This is a genomic window from Protofrankia sp. CiP1_Cm_nod1, assembly GCF_920888515.1.
Taxonomy (GTDB): Bacteria; Actinomycetota; Actinomycetes; order Frankiales; family Frankiaceae; genus Protofrankia.
This window is the reverse complement of record NZ_CAKKTM010000450.1, coordinates 4633-23580: the sequence shown is the minus strand read 5'-3', so window position 1 is coordinate 23580 and position 18948 is coordinate 4633. Positions and strand designations below refer to the sequence as shown.

Annotated in this window: 19 protein-coding genes and 1 pseudogene; 14 read left to right on the top strand and 6 right to left on the bottom strand. The window is 69.4% G+C overall.

Features of this window, described 5'->3' with window-relative positions:
* The coding region (locus tag NBX02_RS20685) for an Ig-like domain-containing protein (RefSeq protein WP_250292625.1) at nt 1–1395 on the bottom strand (1395 nt) is incomplete at its 3' end.
* 1322 nt (nt 1396–2717) lie between these two features.
* Between NBX02_RS20685 and NBX02_RS20680 the strand changes: the two genes are divergently transcribed.
* Both NBX02_RS20680 and NBX02_RS20675 read left to right on the top strand, forming a co-directional pair.
* Nucleotides 2718–3263, top strand: a complete 546-nt coding sequence (locus tag NBX02_RS20680; RefSeq protein WP_250287040.1) for a CYTH domain-containing protein — start codon at nt 2718–2720, stop codon at nt 3261–3263.
* Nucleotides 3264–4875: 1612 nt separating this feature from the next.
* Nucleotides 4876–5388 (top strand): BlaI/MecI/CopY family transcriptional regulator, encoded by a 513-nt coding sequence (locus NBX02_RS20675; RefSeq protein ID WP_250287043.1) that lies wholly within the window; start codon nt 4876–4878, stop codon nt 5386–5388.
* A gap of 113 nt (nt 5389–5501) precedes the next feature.
* On the opposite strand, the gene NBX02_RS20670 is transcribed toward NBX02_RS20675, so the two are convergent.
* The 3 genes from NBX02_RS20670 to NBX02_RS20660 all read right to left on the bottom strand — a co-directional run bounded on the left by NBX02_RS20670 (nt 5502) and on the right by NBX02_RS20660 (nt 8387).
* On the bottom strand, nt 5502–5960 hold the full coding sequence (locus tag NBX02_RS20670; protein WP_250292622.1) for a Fur family transcriptional regulator: 459 nt from the start codon (nt 5958–5960) through the stop codon (nt 5502–5504).
* Nucleotides 5933–6379, bottom strand: a complete 447-nt coding sequence (locus NBX02_RS20665) for a Dps family protein (RefSeq protein WP_250285003.1) — start codon at nt 6377–6379, stop codon at nt 5933–5935. Before NBX02_RS20665 ends, NBX02_RS20670 begins: the two co-directional genes overlap by 28 nt.
* A gap of 1780 nt (nt 6380–8159) precedes the next feature.
* Nucleotides 8160–8387, bottom strand: a complete 228-nt coding sequence (locus tag NBX02_RS20660; RefSeq protein WP_250285005.1) for a helix-turn-helix transcriptional regulator — start codon at nt 8385–8387, stop codon at nt 8160–8162.
* 116 nt (nt 8388–8503) lie between these two features.
* Here NBX02_RS20660 and NBX02_RS20655 point away from each other — a divergent pair, with 116 nt between their 5' ends.
* The 4 genes and pseudogenes from NBX02_RS20655 to NBX02_RS23415 form a co-directional block, all read left to right on the top strand.
* Entirely contained in the window at nt 8504–8776 is a 273-nt protein-coding gene (locus NBX02_RS20655; protein ID WP_250292621.1) for a hypothetical protein, read from the top strand.
* A 119-nt stretch (nt 8777–8895) separates the two neighbouring features.
* Nucleotides 8896–9039: a hypothetical protein gene (locus tag NBX02_RS20650; RefSeq protein ID WP_250285008.1), complete on the top strand. Its 144-nt coding sequence runs from the start codon at nt 8896–8898 to the stop codon at nt 9037–9039.
* Between the two features lies 1 nt (nt 9040).
* The gene (locus NBX02_RS20645; protein ID WP_250285010.1) at nt 9041–9670 is read left to right on the top strand and encodes a 5-formyltetrahydrofolate cyclo-ligase; all 630 of its coding nucleotides are present in this window, start codon (nt 9041–9043) and stop codon (nt 9668–9670) included.
* Between the two features lie 254 nt (nt 9671–9924).
* Nucleotides 9925–10017, top strand: a pseudogene (locus NBX02_RS23415) (FmdB family zinc ribbon protein); the annotation flags it as partial.
* A gap of 62 nt (nt 10018–10079) precedes the next feature.
* Here the strand turns inward: NBX02_RS23415 and NBX02_RS20635 are convergent.
* Complete coding sequence (locus NBX02_RS20635) at nt 10080–10355, bottom strand: hypothetical protein (protein WP_250285032.1); 276 nt, start codon at nt 10353–10355, stop codon at nt 10080–10082.
* A 153-nt stretch (nt 10356–10508) separates the two neighbouring features.
* Between NBX02_RS20635 and NBX02_RS20630 the strand changes: the two genes are divergently transcribed.
* Together NBX02_RS20630 and NBX02_RS20625 are read left to right on the top strand one after the other, a co-directional pair.
* A complete protein-coding gene (locus tag NBX02_RS20630; protein ID WP_250292618.1) occupies nt 10509–11351 on the top strand; it encodes an SAF domain-containing protein in 843 nt (280 codons plus the stop codon).
* Between the two features lie 254 nt (nt 11352–11605).
* Complete coding sequence (locus NBX02_RS20625) at nt 11606–11977, top strand: hypothetical protein (RefSeq protein WP_250285014.1); 372 nt, start codon at nt 11606–11608, stop codon at nt 11975–11977.
* A gap of 26 nt (nt 11978–12003) precedes the next feature.
* Here NBX02_RS20625 and NBX02_RS20620 read toward each other — a convergent pair whose 3' ends face one another.
* On the bottom strand, nt 12004–12432 hold the full coding sequence (locus tag NBX02_RS20620) for a hypothetical protein (protein WP_250285016.1): 429 nt from the start codon (nt 12430–12432) through the stop codon (nt 12004–12006).
* Between the two features lie 416 nt (nt 12433–12848).
* On the opposite strand from NBX02_RS20620, the gene NBX02_RS20615 reads away from it, so the two are divergent.
* From NBX02_RS20615 to NBX02_RS20590, 6 genes are all read left to right on the top strand, one after another.
* Entirely contained in the window at nt 12849–13259 is a 411-nt protein-coding gene (locus NBX02_RS20615) for an STAS domain-containing protein (protein ID WP_250285018.1), read from the top strand.
* Nucleotides 13260–13705: 446 nt separating this feature from the next.
* The gene (gene pstS, locus NBX02_RS20610) at nt 13706–14809 is read left to right on the top strand and encodes a phosphate ABC transporter substrate-binding protein PstS (protein WP_250285019.1); all 1104 of its coding nucleotides are present in this window, start codon (nt 13706–13708) and stop codon (nt 14807–14809) included.
* A 122-nt stretch (nt 14810–14931) separates the two neighbouring features.
* Nucleotides 14932–15951 (top strand): phosphate ABC transporter permease subunit PstC, encoded by a 1020-nt coding sequence (pstC, locus tag NBX02_RS20605; protein ID WP_250285028.1) that lies wholly within the window; start codon nt 14932–14934, stop codon nt 15949–15951.
* Nucleotides 15948–17006: a phosphate ABC transporter permease PstA gene (pstA, locus tag NBX02_RS20600; protein WP_250285020.1), complete on the top strand. Its 1059-nt coding sequence runs from the start codon at nt 15948–15950 to the stop codon at nt 17004–17006. The genes pstC and pstA overlap by 4 nt, the downstream gene beginning before the upstream one ends.
* 104 nt (nt 17007–17110) lie before the next feature.
* Entirely contained in the window at nt 17111–17887 is a 777-nt protein-coding gene (pstB, locus tag NBX02_RS20595) for a phosphate ABC transporter ATP-binding protein PstB (protein ID WP_250285021.1), read from the top strand.
* Nucleotides 17888–18191: 304 nt separating this feature from the next.
* Nucleotides 18192–18929, top strand: a complete 738-nt coding sequence (locus NBX02_RS20590; RefSeq protein WP_250285030.1) for a winged helix-turn-helix transcriptional regulator — start codon at nt 18192–18194, stop codon at nt 18927–18929.
* Nucleotides 18930–18948: the final 19 nt, after the last annotated feature.

The following is an 18948-nucleotide window of genomic DNA, read 5'->3' as shown; positions in this document are numbered from 1 at the left end:
GGTGATGATGTTGCCGGTGCCCCAGCCGTCGACGACGACGTGGGTCTGGATGCCGTCGAGGGGGCTGTTGGTGCCGGTGTTGCCCTCGACGCGCCAGTTGTTGCCTTTCAGGTCGATCCAGGAGTCGGCGTAGTTCGCGCCGGTGATGGTGGCGCCGTCGAGGTGGTTGCCGCGGATGACCCCGCCGGTGGTGGCTTCCTTGATGTCGATGGCTTCGGCGGTGACGCCGCTGATGGTGTTGCCGATGATCTGGTTGCGGTCGGAGGCGTCGGGGCGGTTGTCGCTGAAGCGTTTCCAGTTGGATTCGGCGGTGCCGATGTAGATGCCTTCGCCGTAGCCGGGGTCCTTGCGGCCGGTTCCGGTGACGGTGGTGCCGATGATGAAGTTGTCGGTGGAGAAGTTGCGGAGGTGGATGCCTTCCTGGCCGATGGTGCGGACGAGGAGGTTGGTCAGGACGGCGCCGGTGGTCTGGTCGGCCATGACGCCTTTCTGGCTGTTCTGGATGGTGAGGCCGTCGAGGTGCCAGTGGTCGGCGTTGTCGAGGTGGACGGCGTAGCCGCTGGTGAGGTCGCCGCCGTCGATGATGGCGTTGCGGGTGCCGCGGAGGGTGATGGGGGCGGTGGGGGTGGCGGGGTGGTTGGCGGTGAAGGTGCCGTGGTAGGTGCCGTCGGCGAGGTGGATGAGGTCGCCGGGGCGGGCGTTGGCGAGGGCGGTGGTGAGCTGGTCGGTGGTGGTGGCCTCGATGGTGCGCAGCGGGGGTGGGACGGGTGGGAGCGCGGCGAGGACCGCGGCCGGCACCGGCGCGGCCGATATGGTGGGCGCCGGGGCCGCCCCGTCACCGGTGACGGTGAAGGTGGACTCGACCTCGGCGCTGCCGTCGTCCGTGCGGACCCGGGCGGTGAGGGTGTGCTTGCCCGGGCTCGGATTGCCCAGCGGGACGCTGAACGGCGCGTCCCGGTCATCGAGTACCGTGTCGCCGTCGAGGGAGAACTTGACCCGCTCGACCTTGTCCAGGGTGTCCGTGCCCGCGGTCAGGGTGATCTCGGTACCGCCCTGGATGGACTGCCCTTCGAGAGGGCTCGTGCCGGCGCTGAGAACCCAGCGGCCGAGGGGGCGGGGCGGGGCGGCCTTTTCGGTGGGTCCGGCGAGGGTGCTCGGGTGCGCGGTGGCCGCGGCTGCCGGGGTGGGCACCGGCTCCTGTCCGCCCCGGGTGAGGAGGATGCCGACGATGATGACGAGTACAAGCCCGGTGGCGCCGATCCCCAGCCACAGCCGGCGCCGTCGGTCCGTCAGCGCACGCAGGTTCAGCCTGTGCCCTTTGGGACGGATGTCGGTGCTTTCGCCGTAGAGATCCGTTTCGGTGCGGGTGTGGCCGTCCACGGGTGTGGGCCTCATCCGCTTCTCCTCGCTGTTCCGGCGTCCGAGTTCGGTCTGTATCGGAGCATACCCGGATCTTTCCGGGCAACTTGCCAGGCTGTACGCGCCGAGTTGATCGGACGCCGGGCTGATCGGGCGTGATGGTGTCCGCGTGCTTGTCGAGTCTGCGCCTGAGGCCTGCCGCTGGACGACGCCGGGTCGGTGTCGTCCAGCCGTGCCCGCTGCCGGCCGGTCCACGCCCCGGCCGGACCGCTGCCGTAGTCGGACCGCTGCCGCGGTCGTGACCGCAGCCATGTCCCGGTCGTCTCCCGGGCCATGTCCTGGTCGTGCGTGGTGGCGGTCGGGCGGTCAGCGAGCGGCGGATGTCGTCTGCCGGCGCCGCCGTCGGGGCCGGGACGTCATGCCGGCGCGGCCCGGTCCTGTCATGGTTGCCGTGGGCCTGGTGGCCGTGGGCCGCCCCGATCCCTTTTTCGCTGTCGCGAAAACGTTGTTCATTCGTCCCGGGGCGATGTCGTTCCGATTTTCCGAGCCGCCGGCCCGGGCCGCCGAACGCGGGAGCGACCGCCGTCGACGACGGCTGTCATAGCTGGCCGACTCGGTGGGTGAACTGTTCCGGGCAGCTTTTCCGGGGCCGTCGCCATGCCGTATGGCGGGCCCCGGCCCGGGTTTCCCGGATTTCACCGGGCCGGCTTCCGCACACGCCGGATCCGCTGGCCCGCGCGGCGGCCGGTCGTATCGGTAAATGATTGCTCCGACGGCTTTCCGGGCTTTTCCGGAAAGCGGGACGGGCGGGGCCGCGCAGGCCGGCGGCCCGCGGTGGCCGGCTCCGCGACGAGCTGCCCGCCCGCTGGCTGGCGGGGATTCCGGCGCATGGTCGGGGCTGTCCCCCGGTTTGCCGGCCTGTGATCGACCACGATGCCGACGATGAGGCCGACCGCACCGTGGGCGCATCACCGCACGGCCGGACGAAGATCCGAACGGCGTCCGTTGTGAAACATGCTCGTAACCTGATGGAGGTCTGCCTGCGGATATGCGACGCCGGCATCCGAGGCCCGGCGTGGAGGCGAGCGTCGTTCGGGGACGGGCGACGCGCCGGCCTGCGTCCAGGAGACCTCGACGAAGGCCGGATCGTGTACTTAACGTTGCTGGCTGTCACCGCGACGTTGATATCGTGCCCCGGGCCCCGGACACACGCTAGAAAGATGTAGTCAGGGCTGCTTGCTCGCATCCAACGCCCATCCGACTCTATAGCTTTGGCGGTGGGCGCCACTTCTGGTTGGTTGGTTATGTGTCAGGTTGTCGCCTCGGGGGATCGCCGGGTAGACGATGGGGAGGCTCGTGTGCGTGAGGTTAAGGTCAAGTTCCACGTGTGGGACCGGGAGGCGCTCTTCCTGACCCTCAAGGCGCGAGGCATCGAGCTGGGTGAGCCGTTCTTTCAGGACGACCAGGCGTACGCCCCTGATCGCTGGACCTTCGAGGACAGTCGGCTGGGGGTGTCCTTCCCGCGGCTGCGCACGATAAACAACCGTCATTTCTTCACATTGAAACAGCCCACGATCAACGCCCAGGCGTACGTCTCGTTCGAGACCGAGGTCGCCGATCGTGATCAGATGCACCAGGCCATCCTGAACATGGGTTTCTGTCCCACGGTACGGGTGGCCAAGATCCGGCGGACGGCCAGCCTGGGCAACATGTCGCTCTATGTGGACGAACTCGACGGGCTGGGTATGTTCCTGGAGCTCGACTGCCCGGTGTCCCCACACGAGTCGGTGGTCGCCGTACAGGAGGCGTTGAATGCCTTTGTGGCATCCCTGGGCGTTGATGTGACACGTACCGAAGAAACATGTGACGCGCTGGTGCGGACCGCCCAGTTGCGTGCCGCCTGAGATCCCTCGAGACCTTTTCTCGGATCCGCTGTCCAGGTGGTCCACGCCTGGGCGGTCCCTGGTGCGTGTCGTCGCCCGCGTGTCGCGGCCACTCCTGGCGGACACCGTGGCCGGACCGCGACGGCACCGGGGTCCCGATGGGCCGAAACGGTCCCAGTCGGCCGATACCAGTCGAATAGTGCCGATCGGGCGGTGTCAGCCGTCCGGCACTAGTCGTCCGGTACCAGCCGGCCGGCGACGGTAGTTCGATACCTGTTGCCCAGTATTATCCTGTTTTGGGGCTCGTTGCTCATTCGTTGATTTTTCAGAGTGCTTCTCCTGTTGCTTGGGTGTCCGGATGCTGTTCGGTCTCCGGCTCCACGCTTCGCCTCGGGCCGCGGACGTCCGGCGGCTGCGGCGGCGTGCGCCCGGCGGCGCATGATCAGTGTTATCCGGCCGGCGTGCGGCCGCTGCGTGGCCACGCTGTGGTCGGACGGGCGGACGGGCGGACGGACGGGCGTTGGTGCGGCCGGGGCCGGCCGTGTGCGATCCGCGCCAGTGTGAATACGTCGGGTTCGTGCTGAGGGGGCGGCCACAAAGATTTCCGGCCGGTTCGCGGAGTCCGCTCCCGTCGCTCGCGGATAAAATCTTTCCCGGGTGGCAGGGCGCTCGCGCCTGGTAATCATTTGTCGACGTAACCATGGATTCCGGCCGGAATGGTGACGTGGCGTACCAGCGAGGTGTGAGGTTCTCCACCAGATTTTCCCGCGGATGACGTGGGTAGCCACGGGCGACTACATATGTCACACGACCACATGTAACCCCGTGACACGGGCGATGCAACCGACTACAGATGGGTGGGCCGCGGCACATGGTGCAAAGCTGTGCCTGGGCGAATGGCCCGGCCGCGCTTTCGCGTGTGCCGGCCACGGCCGGGCGGCCCGGACGGCGGGCCGGCAGGCCGTGCGCCGCTGCCGTCGGTCATGCCCGGGCGCTCGTCATCCGCATCGTTCACGCCGCACTGTCGATCCTGCTCCCGGCGGCGCTGCCCGGCCGGACGGCCCTTGCCGACCACGGCGCGCTCCTGGCCCGGCCACGCGGTTGCTCCGTGGTTCCCGCGGCGACCGGGATCCTCAGGCACGCGATGGCTCGCCGGGGACCGCCGCGGGACGTCCGCCGGCCGTGAGATGAGCGTCGGCCGCTCCGGCGGCTGCCTGCCCCGGTAGCCCGCGGCCCACGGCGCTGTGGCCGCTCCGGCGGGGGCCGGCGGCACCGCGCCCGGCAGGACCCGGCCCTCTTCGGTCGGTCGGGACCGTCACAGCCGCTGCCGGCACGTTGATCCGTCGGCGTCGTCCTCCGCCGAGGAGACCGATCCGACGACCGGGCGACGCTGCTCACCTCACGCCACGCCACGCCACCTCACGCCACGCCACGCCACGTCAGGTCTGCCGCTGTCCGGATGCCACACGCCGGCAGGTTTCTCAGTGCCGGCGGGCTCCTCGATGTTTCCGGGCCCCGCCGCGGCGTATCGGTGCCTGCCTGTCGCGACCGACACACCGGCCATCCGCGCCAGCTGTTGCCACTTCGGCGGATCATGCCGCCGCCACGCCCTTCACGCATCCAAGGACGGTCTTTGTTGACTACTCTGGGCCCTGAACCTGCCCCACGAGGCGACGCCCCACGAGGCGACGCCGCACGAGACGACAGCGGCCGCCAGCCGCCAGCCGCCGATGGCCTGGCAGCCCGGCGCCAGCCCGGCCAGCTGGAGGCGGCGGTCCTCGCGGTCGTCTGGGCGGCGCGCGCACCGGTCAGCACCGGCGACATCCAGCGGGAGCTGGGTGGGGAACTCGCGCACAGCACCATTGCCACCACGCTCGCCCGTCTCATCAGCAAGGGGCATGTCGAGCGGGTCCGCGTCCGTCGGCTCTGGATGTATCACCCGACCCGGCGTCAGGAGGAACACGCCGCCGCCCAGATGCTCGCGGCACTGGAGCGCGCGGGCGACCCCGACGCGGCACTGGGTCATTTCGCCGCGGCTCTGTCGCCCGGGCAGGCGCGCCTGCTGCGCGGGCTGCTGGAGTCCGCGGCCCCGGACACCCGTGCGGCCACGGATGCTCCCGGCGCCGGAGATCCGGACGCGGGATGAGGCGACGACCCGGGCGCAGGACACAGGGCGCAGGGCCGGACGGGCCGTCTGCGATCGTGGTGAGACATGGCCGAGACGTGGCCTTGAGCTTTGGTGCTTGCCGGGCACGTTCCTCACGGGAGTAGCGCGCTCCCACGAAGCGCGCCGCAGCCGGAGCACAGACCGCGAAAGACGATCCGCGCCTCGTCCAGGCTGGCGATACCGGGATGGGCGTCGGCGTCCGGACGCAGACAGGGGGGTGTGCCGACGGCGCAGGCGATGTCCTGGACCGATCCGCAGGAGCGGCAGACGAAGTGGTGGTGGAAGGTGCCGCCCACTTCGTAGAGGGTCACGCCCGAGCCGACGTCCACCAGCAGCGCGAGCTCGGCGGCGGTGAGGTCGCGCAGAACGTTGTAGACGCTGGCTCGAGCGAGATCGCGGCCCTGGCCCGTCAGGTGGCTGTGCACCTCGTCGGCCCGCCGGTGGCCGCCGAGACGGATCAGGGCGTCCAGCACCGCGAGCCGGGGGCCGGTGGCCCGCAGGCCCGCGGTACGTAGCCGGGCGCTCAGTTCAACTGTGCGCCAAACATCCATGTGTGCTTGTCCAGGGTCGCGGTGAGGCCGATCAGCAGGTCCTGGGTTACCGGGTCGAGATCGTTGAGCTGGTCCACCCGCGTACGGAGGGCGTCGGCTACTTTCCGTAGTCGGTTGGCGATCGCGCGCACCGCGTCGGCGTCGCTGATCGGCCCCGCGGGCAGTTCGCTCAGCGGTGTCTCCTTTGCCACGGTGGCGCTGCGCCCGTCCGGATGGTAGCCGATGGCCACCGCGCGTTCCGCGACTTCGTCCGCGCCCAGCCGCACGTCGTTGACCAGCGTGTCGAGCTGCTGGTGTACCGGGAGGAAGTGGGGGCCGACGACGTTCCAGTGGGCCTGTTTGCCCTGCTGGGCAAGATCAACAAACTCTACCAGTGTGGCTTGGAGCAGGCTACCCACGCGATCAACCTTGTTGATCATATCTGAGTCTCCTCTTCTTTGGACTATGTCTAATCTACCCGCTGTCCATAATGTGATCATGATGTTTTCCGGGGTGGCCGAAGACCCCGGAGGGGCCGCGACGAGGCGGCGTCGCGGTGTCGTGAGGCCCCCGTGCGGATGCGGGTGCGGCCGTCGGGAGCCGGGGCGCGAGGGTCCGTCCGGCCCATGTGCTTCCCGATGTTGGTGCGGGTGCGGCCGTCGGGAGCCGAGGCGGGCGGAGCGGTCCATACCCTCTCTCGGACGGGCCGACACCAGGCGCTCGTGGCGGCGGGCGTCGCGCGGCCGAGAAGAACCGTTGCGGCGATGCCGGATCCATCGATGGCGAGCCCACTGACGGTGAATCATTCGATGCTGAACGCGACCAATGTCGCCGGCACGCCAAGCCCGCTCCCCAGGCCGCGGGTCATGTTCGGCAGCCCACTGGGCGCCCGTCGTCGCACGGCGGGGCCATGGTCATCACGGCGGCGTTGTTCGCTAGAGCACCGGTCAAGTAGCGCGGATCCCATCCACGGACCACCCGTGCAGGCCATGATCCAGGCTATTTTGTCGTTGTGTACGCTTTTGCGGCCAAAAAGCGTACACAACGACAAAATAGCGCCGATCTTCTCCGGTAGCTGGCGCTCATCGAAGCGGGCCACCGTTCGGGGGGATACGTATGGTTACCCGACCGGCGCTCTAGGGGTGAACGTCCTGGGGCCGGGTGCGATGCTCAGCCCGCTCCCGCTCCCGCTCCCGCTCCCGCTGCTCAGGCGTGGCGGGACGGCGAACGGAGGTTCCGGACGGCACGGCGGGGGCCGGCAGCCCGGGCCCGGGCCCAGAGGCGACGTCCCGGCGCCGCGGCGGCCTATAGTCGATCATGGGATCGTCGGTGCGGGCCTGGATGGCGCACGGGCGCCCCCTGGAGGCGTCCACGGCGTACAGCCCTGTTATGGACGTATCGGTTACGGATATGTCTGCCGGTTACCTGAGGGGCTTCCGGCGGCATGAAGGCCGCGGGGCTCGGAAGGGGATGGGTGCCGTTGCCGGACCGGCGCTGGTGATGGACGACATCCGCAGGTCACGGCCCTGCCGGGTACGACGCGATGCGGCCGGGCCGCGTTCTCAAATATAGACAGATTATTATTCTGTTTCTGTTCGACCGGTTCACCGGGCTGGCCGTCGGGGCCGTCGGGCGTCCGGGGCGGCAAGGAAGATGATCTGGTTGCCCTCGGCTGTCCGGGCGGCGCCGCGGGCCCGCGCTGCCCCGCCATTTCGTGGATTCGAGGTCATTCCGCGGATTCGTGTCATCGCGGATAACGTCGACAACGGTGGCCAATGGGGCGTCCGCGTCCGATGGATGTCGCCTGACAGGGCCGCTGAGGACAGGGCCGCTGAGGAGGGGCCGCTGAGGAGGGGCCGCTGAAGAGGGCATCTGTCGGTACGGTGCGGCATCCGGCCGGGGCGGTGCCTCCGGTGGGACTGCTGTCCGGGACCGTTGTCCCCGGCGGTCGTCCTGCGTGGCCTGGAGGCGGGCGTTCGCCGTCGGGAGGGCCCGGGCCCGGCGGGCGGAAGAGCCCCGGAGTATCCGTCGGACAGTGCTCGGCCGGATCCGCTGCGGTTGTGTGCTCGAGTGTCGGAAGCCCGCTGATGCGGGTAGGCCGATCATCTGTCACACGGTGTTGCCCGGGATCCCCGCCGGGGGGTTCCGGGCCGTGCGCTCCCCGTCCGCCGGCTTGTCTGGCGGCCCGCGAAGAGCGACGATCGCATCGGCCTCGGCCGGTCAGATCTTTCGCCGTCGGTAGTACTCGACGATCCACGCGTCGATGTCGCGCTTGCGCCAGACCCTGGTCCCTTTGGAGCCCTCGGTCGGCGCGTTGACGATCTGCAGGGGGGGAGGGAACTGCGGGTCTTTGCGCGTCCAGTAGTCAACCGCCTGGCGCGTGATCTTCAGCTGGAACGCTATGTCCCCGATGCCAACCAAACGCTCACCGTCGTCCACGCGGAACATCGTAGCCTCTTTGCTAACTGTCAAGGTTACCGCTATGGTTTGTTTTGCTAAACAGCAAATATTTTGGGAGGACGTCGATGGTGACACCGGTGGCCCGTCGTGCCGGCGTTCGAGCGATGCTCGACCGAGACGAAGCATATGATCAAGACCCGAATGGGGAGCCCCCGATCTCGGTGCTCCGTTACCGCCGCGCCCTGCGGGCGGCGATCGATGTCGGGCCCGAGTTCGTGGCAGAGCAGGGAATGCCCAGGTCAGGGGCGGAAGCCAAGGCATACTCGGCAGGCGTGCGCGACGCGCTGGACACGGTCGTGGGCGCTATCGCACGGGGAATCGAGCGTGTCCAGGACCCGGCCCCCCCGGCCGACGAGCCCCCGCGGACCGAGAAGTGACTGGTACGACACCCCCGGAGCGGGGCATACGGGTTCAGGGGGAAGACCGACCGACGCCGGACGAGCCAGGTGGGCCGGACGGGGCTGCCGGACGCTTCCAGCAGGCAGGAGGAGCGCTCGTGTGGGACGAGGAACGGTCCGACGACGACCGTGACATCGGTTGGGGTGACGACCAGGGCTGGTCGGAGGGGGAACTGGATGCCGACCTCGAGCGGTTGCGTGCCGAGCGCCCTCCGCACCACATCGAACGGGACGTCCGCTGACGTGCGCGAGGACGGGACCAAGACGTCGCTGCGCGCACGCCTGCTCGCGGCGCGAGCGGGCCGGCTCGCTGGTACGGACCACCCTGTCGTCGCGGGGGCGGCCGAGACGAACGGCGCCGCGACGACGGCTCGGCGGATCCTCGATCTCCCGGAGGTCGCCTCGGCCCGCTGGGTCGCGGCCTACGCGAGTCTGCCCGGCGAGCCCGAGACCGGCCGTCTGCTCGGACGGCTCAGGGAGAGGGGGATACGGGTGCTGCTGCCGTCCATGCGGCCCGATCTCGATCTGGATTTCCGGGAGTACACGGGCGCGCTGATCGCCGGCGCGTTCGGTACCCGCGAGCCGCCTCTCGGTGCGGCCGTCTTCGATCTCGACCAGGCGGATGTGATCATTGTCCCGGCGCTGGCGGTCGACGCGCACGGCCGCCGGCTCGGTCGTGGCGGGGGGTCCTATGACCGGGCGTTGCGGCGGGCGAGGCCGGACGCCCTGTTCGTGGCTGTCGTGCACGACAACGAACTGGTTGATCGTGTTCCCACCGAGGCGCATGACGTCGCCGTTCATGTCGTTGTCACGCCGAGAGTCACGTTGCGTTGCGAGACGGTCGATGGCATGCAGAGTCAATGCTCACAGTGATGCTTTGGGGTGCGTGATGTCCGCTGTGTCACTTCGGAGTGTCACTCCGCGGAGCGAAGGCCGAAAGATCATGCTCTGTGGACGGGGGCCCGCGGGCTGACCTGGAGAGACCTGGAGAGACCTGGAGGGGGGTGTCCGGAGAGTAGGGCGCCGGGCTGTTCGCGGCTCTCGGGGTGCTCTTGGAACGCGCGGGGCGCGTCTCGGGTTAGAGTTAGCAGTCGTCGAAGTCGAGTGCTAACTCCGGGGAGGAGTCCGTGCCGCGCTACGAGTACCGCTGCACCGCATGCGATCGTGACCTCGAGGTTGTGCAGAGTTTCCATGACGCGGCGCTGACCGAGTGCCCCACCTGTAGCGGCAGACTGCGCCGGGTGTTCAGTTCGGTCGGGGTCGTGTTCAAGGGCTCCGGTTTCTACAAGACCGACAGCCGGTCCGGTAGTGGCGGTGGCGCCCGGGACAGAGCGAAGGACAAGACCGGCAAGGATGCCGGTGTTGGTACGTCGAGCAAGGAGACAGTGGGCGCTGGTGCCGCCGCCAGCGGCTCGGCGGAGGGCTCGTCGAGCGCGTCCAGCTCGTCGGCCTCCACCGGCTCATCGGCCTCCAGCAGCTCGTCGGCGTCTACCAGTTCGTCGTCGTCGGGATCGTCCGCTTCGGGTACCGCCGCGGCCTGAGGGCCGGCTGCTGCCACGCACGTCCTCGGGTGTCGCGGCGCTCCGGTCGCGAGTCGCTATCCACAGGTTATGACGCTGGATGGCGCTCCGCCGCGAGTTGTCCACAGCGCGCGGCCGAGCGATGACGCCGGTTCGCCGGACGACTAACGTGATCTTCGTTCTGTCGGACGATGATCGCGGAGGTCATGATGTCGCTCGTCGGACGCCAGGCGGTCCGTCCTGGATACAGGCGCGCCTGGCGGATCGCGGTCGGCGCACGACGTCGGGTGCTGGCGGCTGTTCTCGCCGCTTCGGCCATGCTTTTCGCCGTCGCGGCGGTGCGTCCGGCACGGCCGCCGTCCCCGACGCCGGTGGTGGTCGCGGCCGCTGATCTGGCGGGTGGGGCCATCATGGCGGCGACCGACGTCCGGACGGCGTCGTTGCCGACGGACGTTGTACCGGCTGGCGCCGTACGCAGCCCGCGGGATGTGGTCGGACGCACGCTGACGGCTGCGGTTCGACAGGGCGAACCGATCACCGATGCGCGCGTCCTCGGCCCCGGGCTGATCACACGGAGGCAGGCGGCGGCTGGCCTGGTGGCCGCGCCGGTGCGTATCACCGACGCCGGCTCGGTCCTGTTCCTGCGTGTCGGCGATCATGTGAACGTACTGGCAGCCGCCACCGACGTCGGTGGCATGCCGCTGTCGCAGCCGTGGGATGGGACGACAGCTGTGGACCAGCCCGCGGGCCGCCCCACGGATCGTGCCGGGCCCGCCGCCGAGGGGCCGGTGACGCCATCGGCGCTGGCCCCGCACGCGCAGGTCCCGCGCGCGGAGGTGGTTGCCTCCGACGTCGTCGTTCTCGCGCTTCCCGGGGCCGGGGAAACGGCGCAACGCGCTCCCGGCACGGAAGAAGGCGCACTGGTCATCGTTGCCACGACCGCCGGGGTGGCTGCCGCGCTCGCGGGCGCGGCGGTGCACGCCAGGCTGTCAGTGACCGTGCTGGGCGGGCCGTCCATGACCGATACACCGTGATCGGCACACCGTGACCGGATCCGGTGGTGTCGATTTTCGCGATCAACTACGCTATGAAGTTAAGACAAAACGGAAAGTTTTAACCCGGTGTACGAGGCTCGGGCTGTGCGTGCTTGTATCGGGCTTGTCGGCCGAGCGGGCTTTGGCCGCCCCGGCACGGGACTGTTCGCGACAACTGATCCGTGCCGTTGGTAACTCGGCCTGGTAACTGGGCCGCAGCGGAGCGGCCCAGAGACACACAGGAGGGAACGACGATGGGTGTCTCCATCGACGATGGTGCCTGTGGCGCGTGGCAGCGCGTGCCCGAGGAGGTCGTCTGCCGGTTCGAGGGCCTCCCGGGAGCGGCGTACGAAGTGCCGGACGAGGTCACGTGCGCCCTGGAGAGCGGGCATCCGGACAGGCACATGGCCGTTCTCCAGGGCTGGGGGAATCAGGAGGCGTGGCTGGTCTGGAGCACACCCGCGACGGTCACCGCGCCTGGGTGCCGCGCCGAGGGCCTCACCTGCCTGCTGTCGGCGGGACACGTCGGTCGTCATCATGTGATCATGACTGACGTGGTGGAGGACGAAGGCCCCTACTGGTGCGACAGCCGCGCCGACCTTGAAACGCGGCGTGTGCGTACCTGACGGCTGGTCGGCGCGGACCGTCGTGCTCACCCGTGGCCGGCGGCCTCGTCCGCGCCGTCCACGCTGAAGATCAGAACGACGTCGGTGTCGCTGGCGAAGTCAACGAGACGGGCGTGGGCGGGCAGCCTGCCGAGCAGCCAGGAAAGATCGAAAACGGTGGTCCCTTCGCAGATCGTGACGGCGTGCTCGGGTGACGCGGGGCTGTCCGGGCGTGGGCGTGGCGGGTCGTTGCTTGCCGCCCGTGGCTGGTCGCCGGGCTCGCGGGCGGCACACGCGGCGGCGGTGAGGGCCGCGGCAAGGCGGTGGGCCTCCTGCGCAGCCAGGTACGTGGCGTGGTCGGTACCGGGCAGCGGCGACCGGACACGGAGCAGGATCGTCGCCGGCCCGATACCGGTACCGGGCTGGACGCCGATGCTGATCTGAGCGCCGTCGGCCCGGCTGACGAGGGTGGACACTCGGTCGTTCCCTGATCGGGACTGTGCTGCTGCGTTGGTCATGTGACCAGCGTCGTTGGTGATGGTTGCCGGATCCATCCCGTTAGACGGGGAGTTTTACTGGCTTGTCTGTTTTTGTGCTGATATATTCGCCTGTCGGGAGCCCATCTGTCGCCAGTGGCCCCGTCACGAGGGGCGGGTCGCGTTGGGCGGCTCGCTGGGCAGGTCACCGAGCCGGTCACGGTCGGCCGCGGGGAGCCACGGTTGTTCATGGCGGTTGCCCGCAAGGGGCCGTGGTTGTGCGCAAGGAGACAGTGTGGATTTTCGCGGTTCGGGGTAGAGCCGGGGGTGTCACGCCCGATCAGGGGCGGGCAGCGACGTGGGAGCGCACCGGCCAGCTCCCGTGCCGCTGGGGACGTCCGGTCGGTCCGGGAGCCATGTATCCCAGCGTTCGTGTCGAGGTGAGTGGCCGGCAGGCCATGGTCGTCCGTCCCATCGGTGACGTTGACTACTCTTCGCTGGAACCTCTGCGCGAAGCGCTGCTGGACGCGCGGATCGCCGGGGCCAGGGACATCATCGTGGACCTCGCCGAGGTCAGCTTCATGGACTCGCAGGGCCTCGCCGTGATTCTTTTTGCGCATCAGCGCCAGCGTTCCGTCGGCGGTCGTCTCATTCTGCGCAGCCCCAGCGAGGAGATCACTCGGTTGCTGCGTGTCACCAATGTTGCCCATGTCATCGACGTCGAGAGCGCGAACAGCCAGCGTGGCCCCGCTGCTCCACACCCTGGGGAGCATGCCGGGGGGCGTACCGGGGGAGAGGTCCCCCGGCGTTCCCAGTGGCGCGGATAGGCTCGCGGACACACTGCCCGGCGTGTTCCGCGGCCCCGGCGTAGCCGGCCGGACGCATCACGGAACGTCCCGACGCCCAGCCCCGCCGTCGGGGCTGACCACCGTCCGCGCCGCTGGCCGCGACATTTTCGCGGCTTCGCCCGGCGGGCGCCGACGGTCGTCGGCGCGAACAGCGGACACGAACAGCGGACGCCGGTGGGCCAGGGGAGGCCCATGCCGCCGGGCTACCGGTTTGCCGTGGCGCGGGCGTGTCGCGGCGGCCGGGGCCCACCCGCCGCGACCTGCGCGGCCGCTTCGCCCGATCCCGGATGTGTTCTGATCAGCGTCCGTTTCGCGTCCGCTCCCATTCATCTTTCGTTCATTCTGAATCGCTTCGATTCTCGCCGGCACCCCGGTCCGGGGGCGGACGGAGCAGCGCTGTTGCGCTGAAGTCGAAGGGTCGCTTTGTGAACATAAGGAAGCGTCAGGTCGCGGTCGTGGGCCTTGCGATGTCGGCGGTGCTGGGGGTGGCCGCCTGCGGTTCCGACAACGAGGAGGTGGCGACGCCGGGAGGCGGCAGCACCACGTCCGCGATCTCCTGCGCGACAGGGTCGATCACCGCGTCGGGCTCCTCGGCGCAGAAGAACGCGATAGACGAGTGGGTGAAGAAATACCAGCAGGCGTGTGCCAGTTCGTCGATCAACTACCAGTCGGTCGGCTCCGCCGCGGGCAGGCAGGCGTTCGTCGACGGCCAGACGGCGTTCGCGGGTTCGGATTCGTCGATCAAGGATGACCAGGCGGCCAACGCGGCCAAGCGCTGCACCGGCGGCCAGCTCGTCGACCTGCCCATGGTCGCCGGCCCGGTAGCCGTGATCTACAACCTCGCCGAGGTGAAGGACCTGCAGCTCAGTGCCCCGACGCTGGCGAAGATCTATTCTGGTGCGGTCACCAGGTGGAACGACCCCGTGATCGCGGCTGACAACCCCGGGGCCTCCCTGCCGGACAAGGCGGTCGTCTCGGTGCACCGCTCCGACGGCTCGGGCACCACGGACAACTTCACCAAGTACCTCGACGGCGTCGCCAAGGCCGACTGGACGCACGGGTCCGGCTCCGACTGGAAGGCCCAGGGCGGCCAGGGCTCCAAGGGCAGCGACGGGGTGACCCAGACCGTCAAGTCGACCACCGGCGCCATCGGCTACGTCGAGCTGTCCTACGCGGAGAACGCCGCCCTGTCGACAGCAAAGATCAAAAATGGTGCCGGTGAGTACGTCACGGTCAGCACGGACGCCGCGTCCAAGGGCCTGGGCACAGCCAAGATCGCCGAAGGCAACGACCTGAAACTGACCTTCGACTACGCCGCGGCGACATCCGGCGCGTACCCGATCTACCTGGTCACCTACGAGATCACCTGCACCAAGGGCCTGCCCGCGGACCAGGCCGCGCTGGTGAAGTCCTTCCTGACCTACACCTCCTCCGCGGACGGTCAGGCCGCTATCGCCAACCTCGGTTACGCTCCGCTCCCGAGTGGGCTTGCAGCGAGGGTGCGCTCGGCCGTAGCGACAATTTCATGATTCTGAAACGGCGATCCGGTACCCACAAGTCCTGACCGGACGATCCATCGCTGTGCCCGCCCGCCCGCCGCGTGAGGCGGGCGGGCGGGCACACTGCCTGACACAACCTGTTGAGAGGCATGATGAGCAGTGAGCCGGACGGCCCCCGGAAAGGCTCGCCGGGGAACGACGCCGCCGTGGCCACGGCGGAGCCCACCAACAGCAGCGACGGCGCCCGGGCCAGACCCATGGACGCCCTGTTCAAAAACCTGACCCGGTCGGCCGGTCTCGGCCTTCTCGCGCTCATCGCCGCGATCGCGGCCTTTCTGGTGCTGGAGGCGACGGACGCCCTCAGCGCCAACACCGGCAACTTCCTGACTACCACGGAGTGGTTCCCGAACGGCTCGCCGCCGGTCTTCGGAGTCGCGGCCCTGCTGTTCGGCACGCTGCTCACGGCCGTCATAGCAATGGCCATCGCCGTGCCGGTGGCGGTCGGCATCGCACTGTTCATCACGGTGTACGCGCCTCGCCGGTTCGCGGCCCCGCTGGCGTTCGTCGTGGACCTGCTCGCCGCCGTCCCCAGCGTCATCTTCGGGCTGTGGGGCCTGATCGTGCTCGTCCCGCGCATGGAGGGCGTCCAGAAGTTCCTCACCGACTATTTCGGCTGGATTCCGCTGTTCGCCACCGACAACAGCGTTGTCGGACGTTCGATCTTCGTCGCGTCGGTCGTCCTGGCCATCATGATCCTGCCGATCGTCGCAGCCCTCTCCCGGGAGGTCTTCCTCCAGGTGCCGATCGCGCACCGGGAGGCCGCTCTCGCTCTCGGCGCGACCCGGTGGGAAATGATCCGCACGGCGGTGCTCCCGTACGGCCGGCCGGGAGTCATCAGCGCGTCGATGCTCGGGCTCGGGCGCGCGATGGGGGAGACGATCGCGGTCGCCCTGGTACTGCCCGCGTCCTTCGGCATCTCCTGGCAGATCCTGTCGCCGGCCGGCAACACCATCGCCGCGAACGTGGCGAACGGCTTTGCCGAGGCCAACAGCGTCGGTCGCGGAGCGCTCATCGCCTCCGGTCTCGTCCTGTTCGTCGTCACTATGATCGTCAATATGATCGCCCGGGCCATCATCGCCCGCCGACGTGAATTCTCAGGTGCCGCCGCATGAGTACATCGACTGCCGCCATGGCCGCCGCCCCCGGTGGCCTGCATCTGGTCGGCCGACGGCTGCCGCGGGCGGTGTTCCCCGCGATCGGCGCCGGTGCCGTCGCCGCCACCGTCGTGCTGTACGTGCTGGCCCCGATAACGAGCCGGATCCAGTTCGTGCTGATCGCCGGGGCGCTCTACCTGATCGGCCAGACCGTGGCGTCGATCGCCGTCGAGGGCTCCCGGCGGGCCACCGACCGTGGCGTCACCACCCTGGTGTACCTCGCCTTCCTGCTCGCGGTCATCCCGCTGGTCGCGGTGTTGGCGAGCGTGATCTCCAAGGGCGCGCAACGCGTCGACGTCAATTTCCTCACCCACTCCATGCGGAACATCGGGGCGCGGGACGCCGGCGGCGGCATCTACCACGCCCTGATCGGGACCCTGGAACAGATCGCCCTGGCCAGCCTTCTCGCCGTTCCGTTCAGCCTGCTGGTAGCGATCTACCTGGTCGAGTACGGCCGGGGCCGGATCAGCCGGACCATCAGTTTCTTCGTGGACGTGCTGACCGGCCTGCCCTCCGTCATCGCCGGTCTGTTCATCCTGGCGTTCTACATCCTCGCGCTCGAGCAGAAGCCAACCGGTTTCGCCGGCGCGCTCGCCCTGACGATCCTGATGATCCCCGTTGTGGTGCGCTCCGCCGAGGAGATGCTCAAGCTCGTCCCGAACGATCTTCGGGAGGCCAGCTACGCGCTCGGTGTCAGCCGGTGGCGGACGATCGTCAAGGTCGTGCTCCCGACCGCGCTGCCGGGGATCGTCACCGGGGTGATGCTCGCGGTGGCCAGGGTCGCCGGTGAGACCGCGCCGCTGCTGCTGACCATCTTCGGGACCGACTCCATCAACTTCAACCCGTTCTCCGGCCCGCAGTCGGCGCTGCCGCTGTACATCTACTCGCAGGCCGGCCAGCCGCAACAGGTCGCCATCGACCGGGCCTGGGGTGCCGCGCTGACGCTCATCGTCCTGGTGATGCTGCTCAACGCGGCCGCGCGACTGATCGCCCGGCTGGCCAGGGTCCGGTGATGCTTTCCTCTCCTGCCCCGTCCACGCCGTCCACGCCGTCCACGCCGTCCACGCCGTCCATGCCGTCCGTCGAACGACCGAAGCGCGAGAAGCCGAGGTAACCCATGGCCACCCGTATCGATGTCTCCGGGCTGACCGCCTACTACGGAAAGTTCAGGGCCGTCTCCGACATCCACTTCAGCATCGAGCCGAAGAGCGTCACCGCGTTCATCGGGCCGTCCGGCTGCGGCAAGTCCACGGTGCTGCGCACGCTCAACCGCATGCACGAGGTGCTGCCCGCGGCCCGGGTCGAGGGCCGGGTGCTCCTCGACGGCGAGGACCTCTACGGGCCGGGGGTCGACCCGGTGAACGTGCGCCGCGCCGTCGGGATGGTCTTCCAGCGGCCGAACCCCTTCCCGACGATGTCCATCTACGACAACGTCGTCGCCGGGCTGAAGCTCAACGGCACCCGCAAGAAGTCGCTGCTCGACGAACGGGCCGAGGAGTCGCTGCGCGGCGCTAACCTGTGGGAGGAGGTCAAGGACCGGCTCGGCCGGCCCGGCGCGGGCCTGTCCGGCGGCCAGCAGCAGCGCCTGTGCATCGCCCGGGCCATCGCCGTCGAACCGCAGGTGCTGCTCATGGACGAGCCGTGCTCCGCCCTCGACCCCATCTCCACCCTGGCCATCGAGGATCTGATCACCAAACTCAAGTCCAGCTACACGATCGTCATCGTGACCCACAACATGCAGCAGGCCGCCCGGGTCAGCGACACCACGGCGTTCTTCACCCTGGACCGGACCGGCGACCCCGGCCGGCTGGTGGAGATGGACCGGACCGAGAAGATCTTCTCCAATCCGACGGAGAAGCGTACGGAGGAGTACATCACCGGACGCTTCGGCTGAGCCGGTCCCCGTCGTGTCCGTAAGCCCTGTCGTGGCCGCGGGCCACTCCGCAAGCCCTGTCGTGGCCACAGGCCACTCCGCAAGCCCTGTCGTGGCCACAGGCCACTCCGCAAGCCCTGTCGTGGCCGCGGGCCACTCCGCGGGCCGTTGTGGAGCCGTCACGATCCCTTGGATGCGTCCTGTGCGGCCAGCTGATGACGAGTCCGTGCCGGTGGAGCGGTGCCGTGCGGTCGACGAGCCCACGGCGGCCGGCCCGCCGCGTCCACCGGTGCCGGTGCCGGTGCCGGGCCCGCTGGCGCCTGGTCTGCTGTCGGTACCGGTGACGTCGGGCTCAGCAGCGCCGCCGGGCCCGACACTGCTGGTCGCCGACGCCGCCGCGGACACCGAACTGCTCACCGCCCTCGCCGACGAGGGCATGGGGGTCAGCGTCGTCCCCGACGGTGCCCGGGCGCTGCTGGAGATCGGCCGTCTCGCGCCAGCGGTGCTGCTGATCTCCGCCCGGCTGCCGATCGTGGACGGGGTGACGGTCGTACGGACCGTCCGTACCCGGGACGACATGCCGATCCTGCTCGGGGTCGGCCCGCAGGACCGGCGGCAGGCGGCGGCGGGGCTCGCGGCCGGCGCGAGTGCCTGCGTCGCCAAGCCCTACCGGGTCAACGAGGTCCTGGCCCTGGCCCGGTCCATGCGGGGGAGCGACCTGGAGCGGGCCTGGCCCACGGTGCTGCGAGCCGGAGCGATCACCCTGAACCTCGCCGCCTACGACGTGTGGGTGGACGGCATCCCGGTGCGGCTGCCGCCGCGGGAGTTCAGGCTCCTGCGGATCCTGCTGGAGCAGGCCGGATCCGTGGTCACCCACCAGACGCTGCTCGAGCGTGTCTGGGGCACGAGCAGCCACGAGACGAACACGCTCGCCGTGCACATCCGCCGGCTGCGCGGCCGCCTGGGGGATACGGGGAAGGCGGGGAAACCCCGGCTGATCGAGAGCGTCCGCGGTGTGGGCTACCGCCTCCGCCTCGCGGACAGCCCGATGCCCGGCCCCTGACCCGATGCCCGGCCCCTGA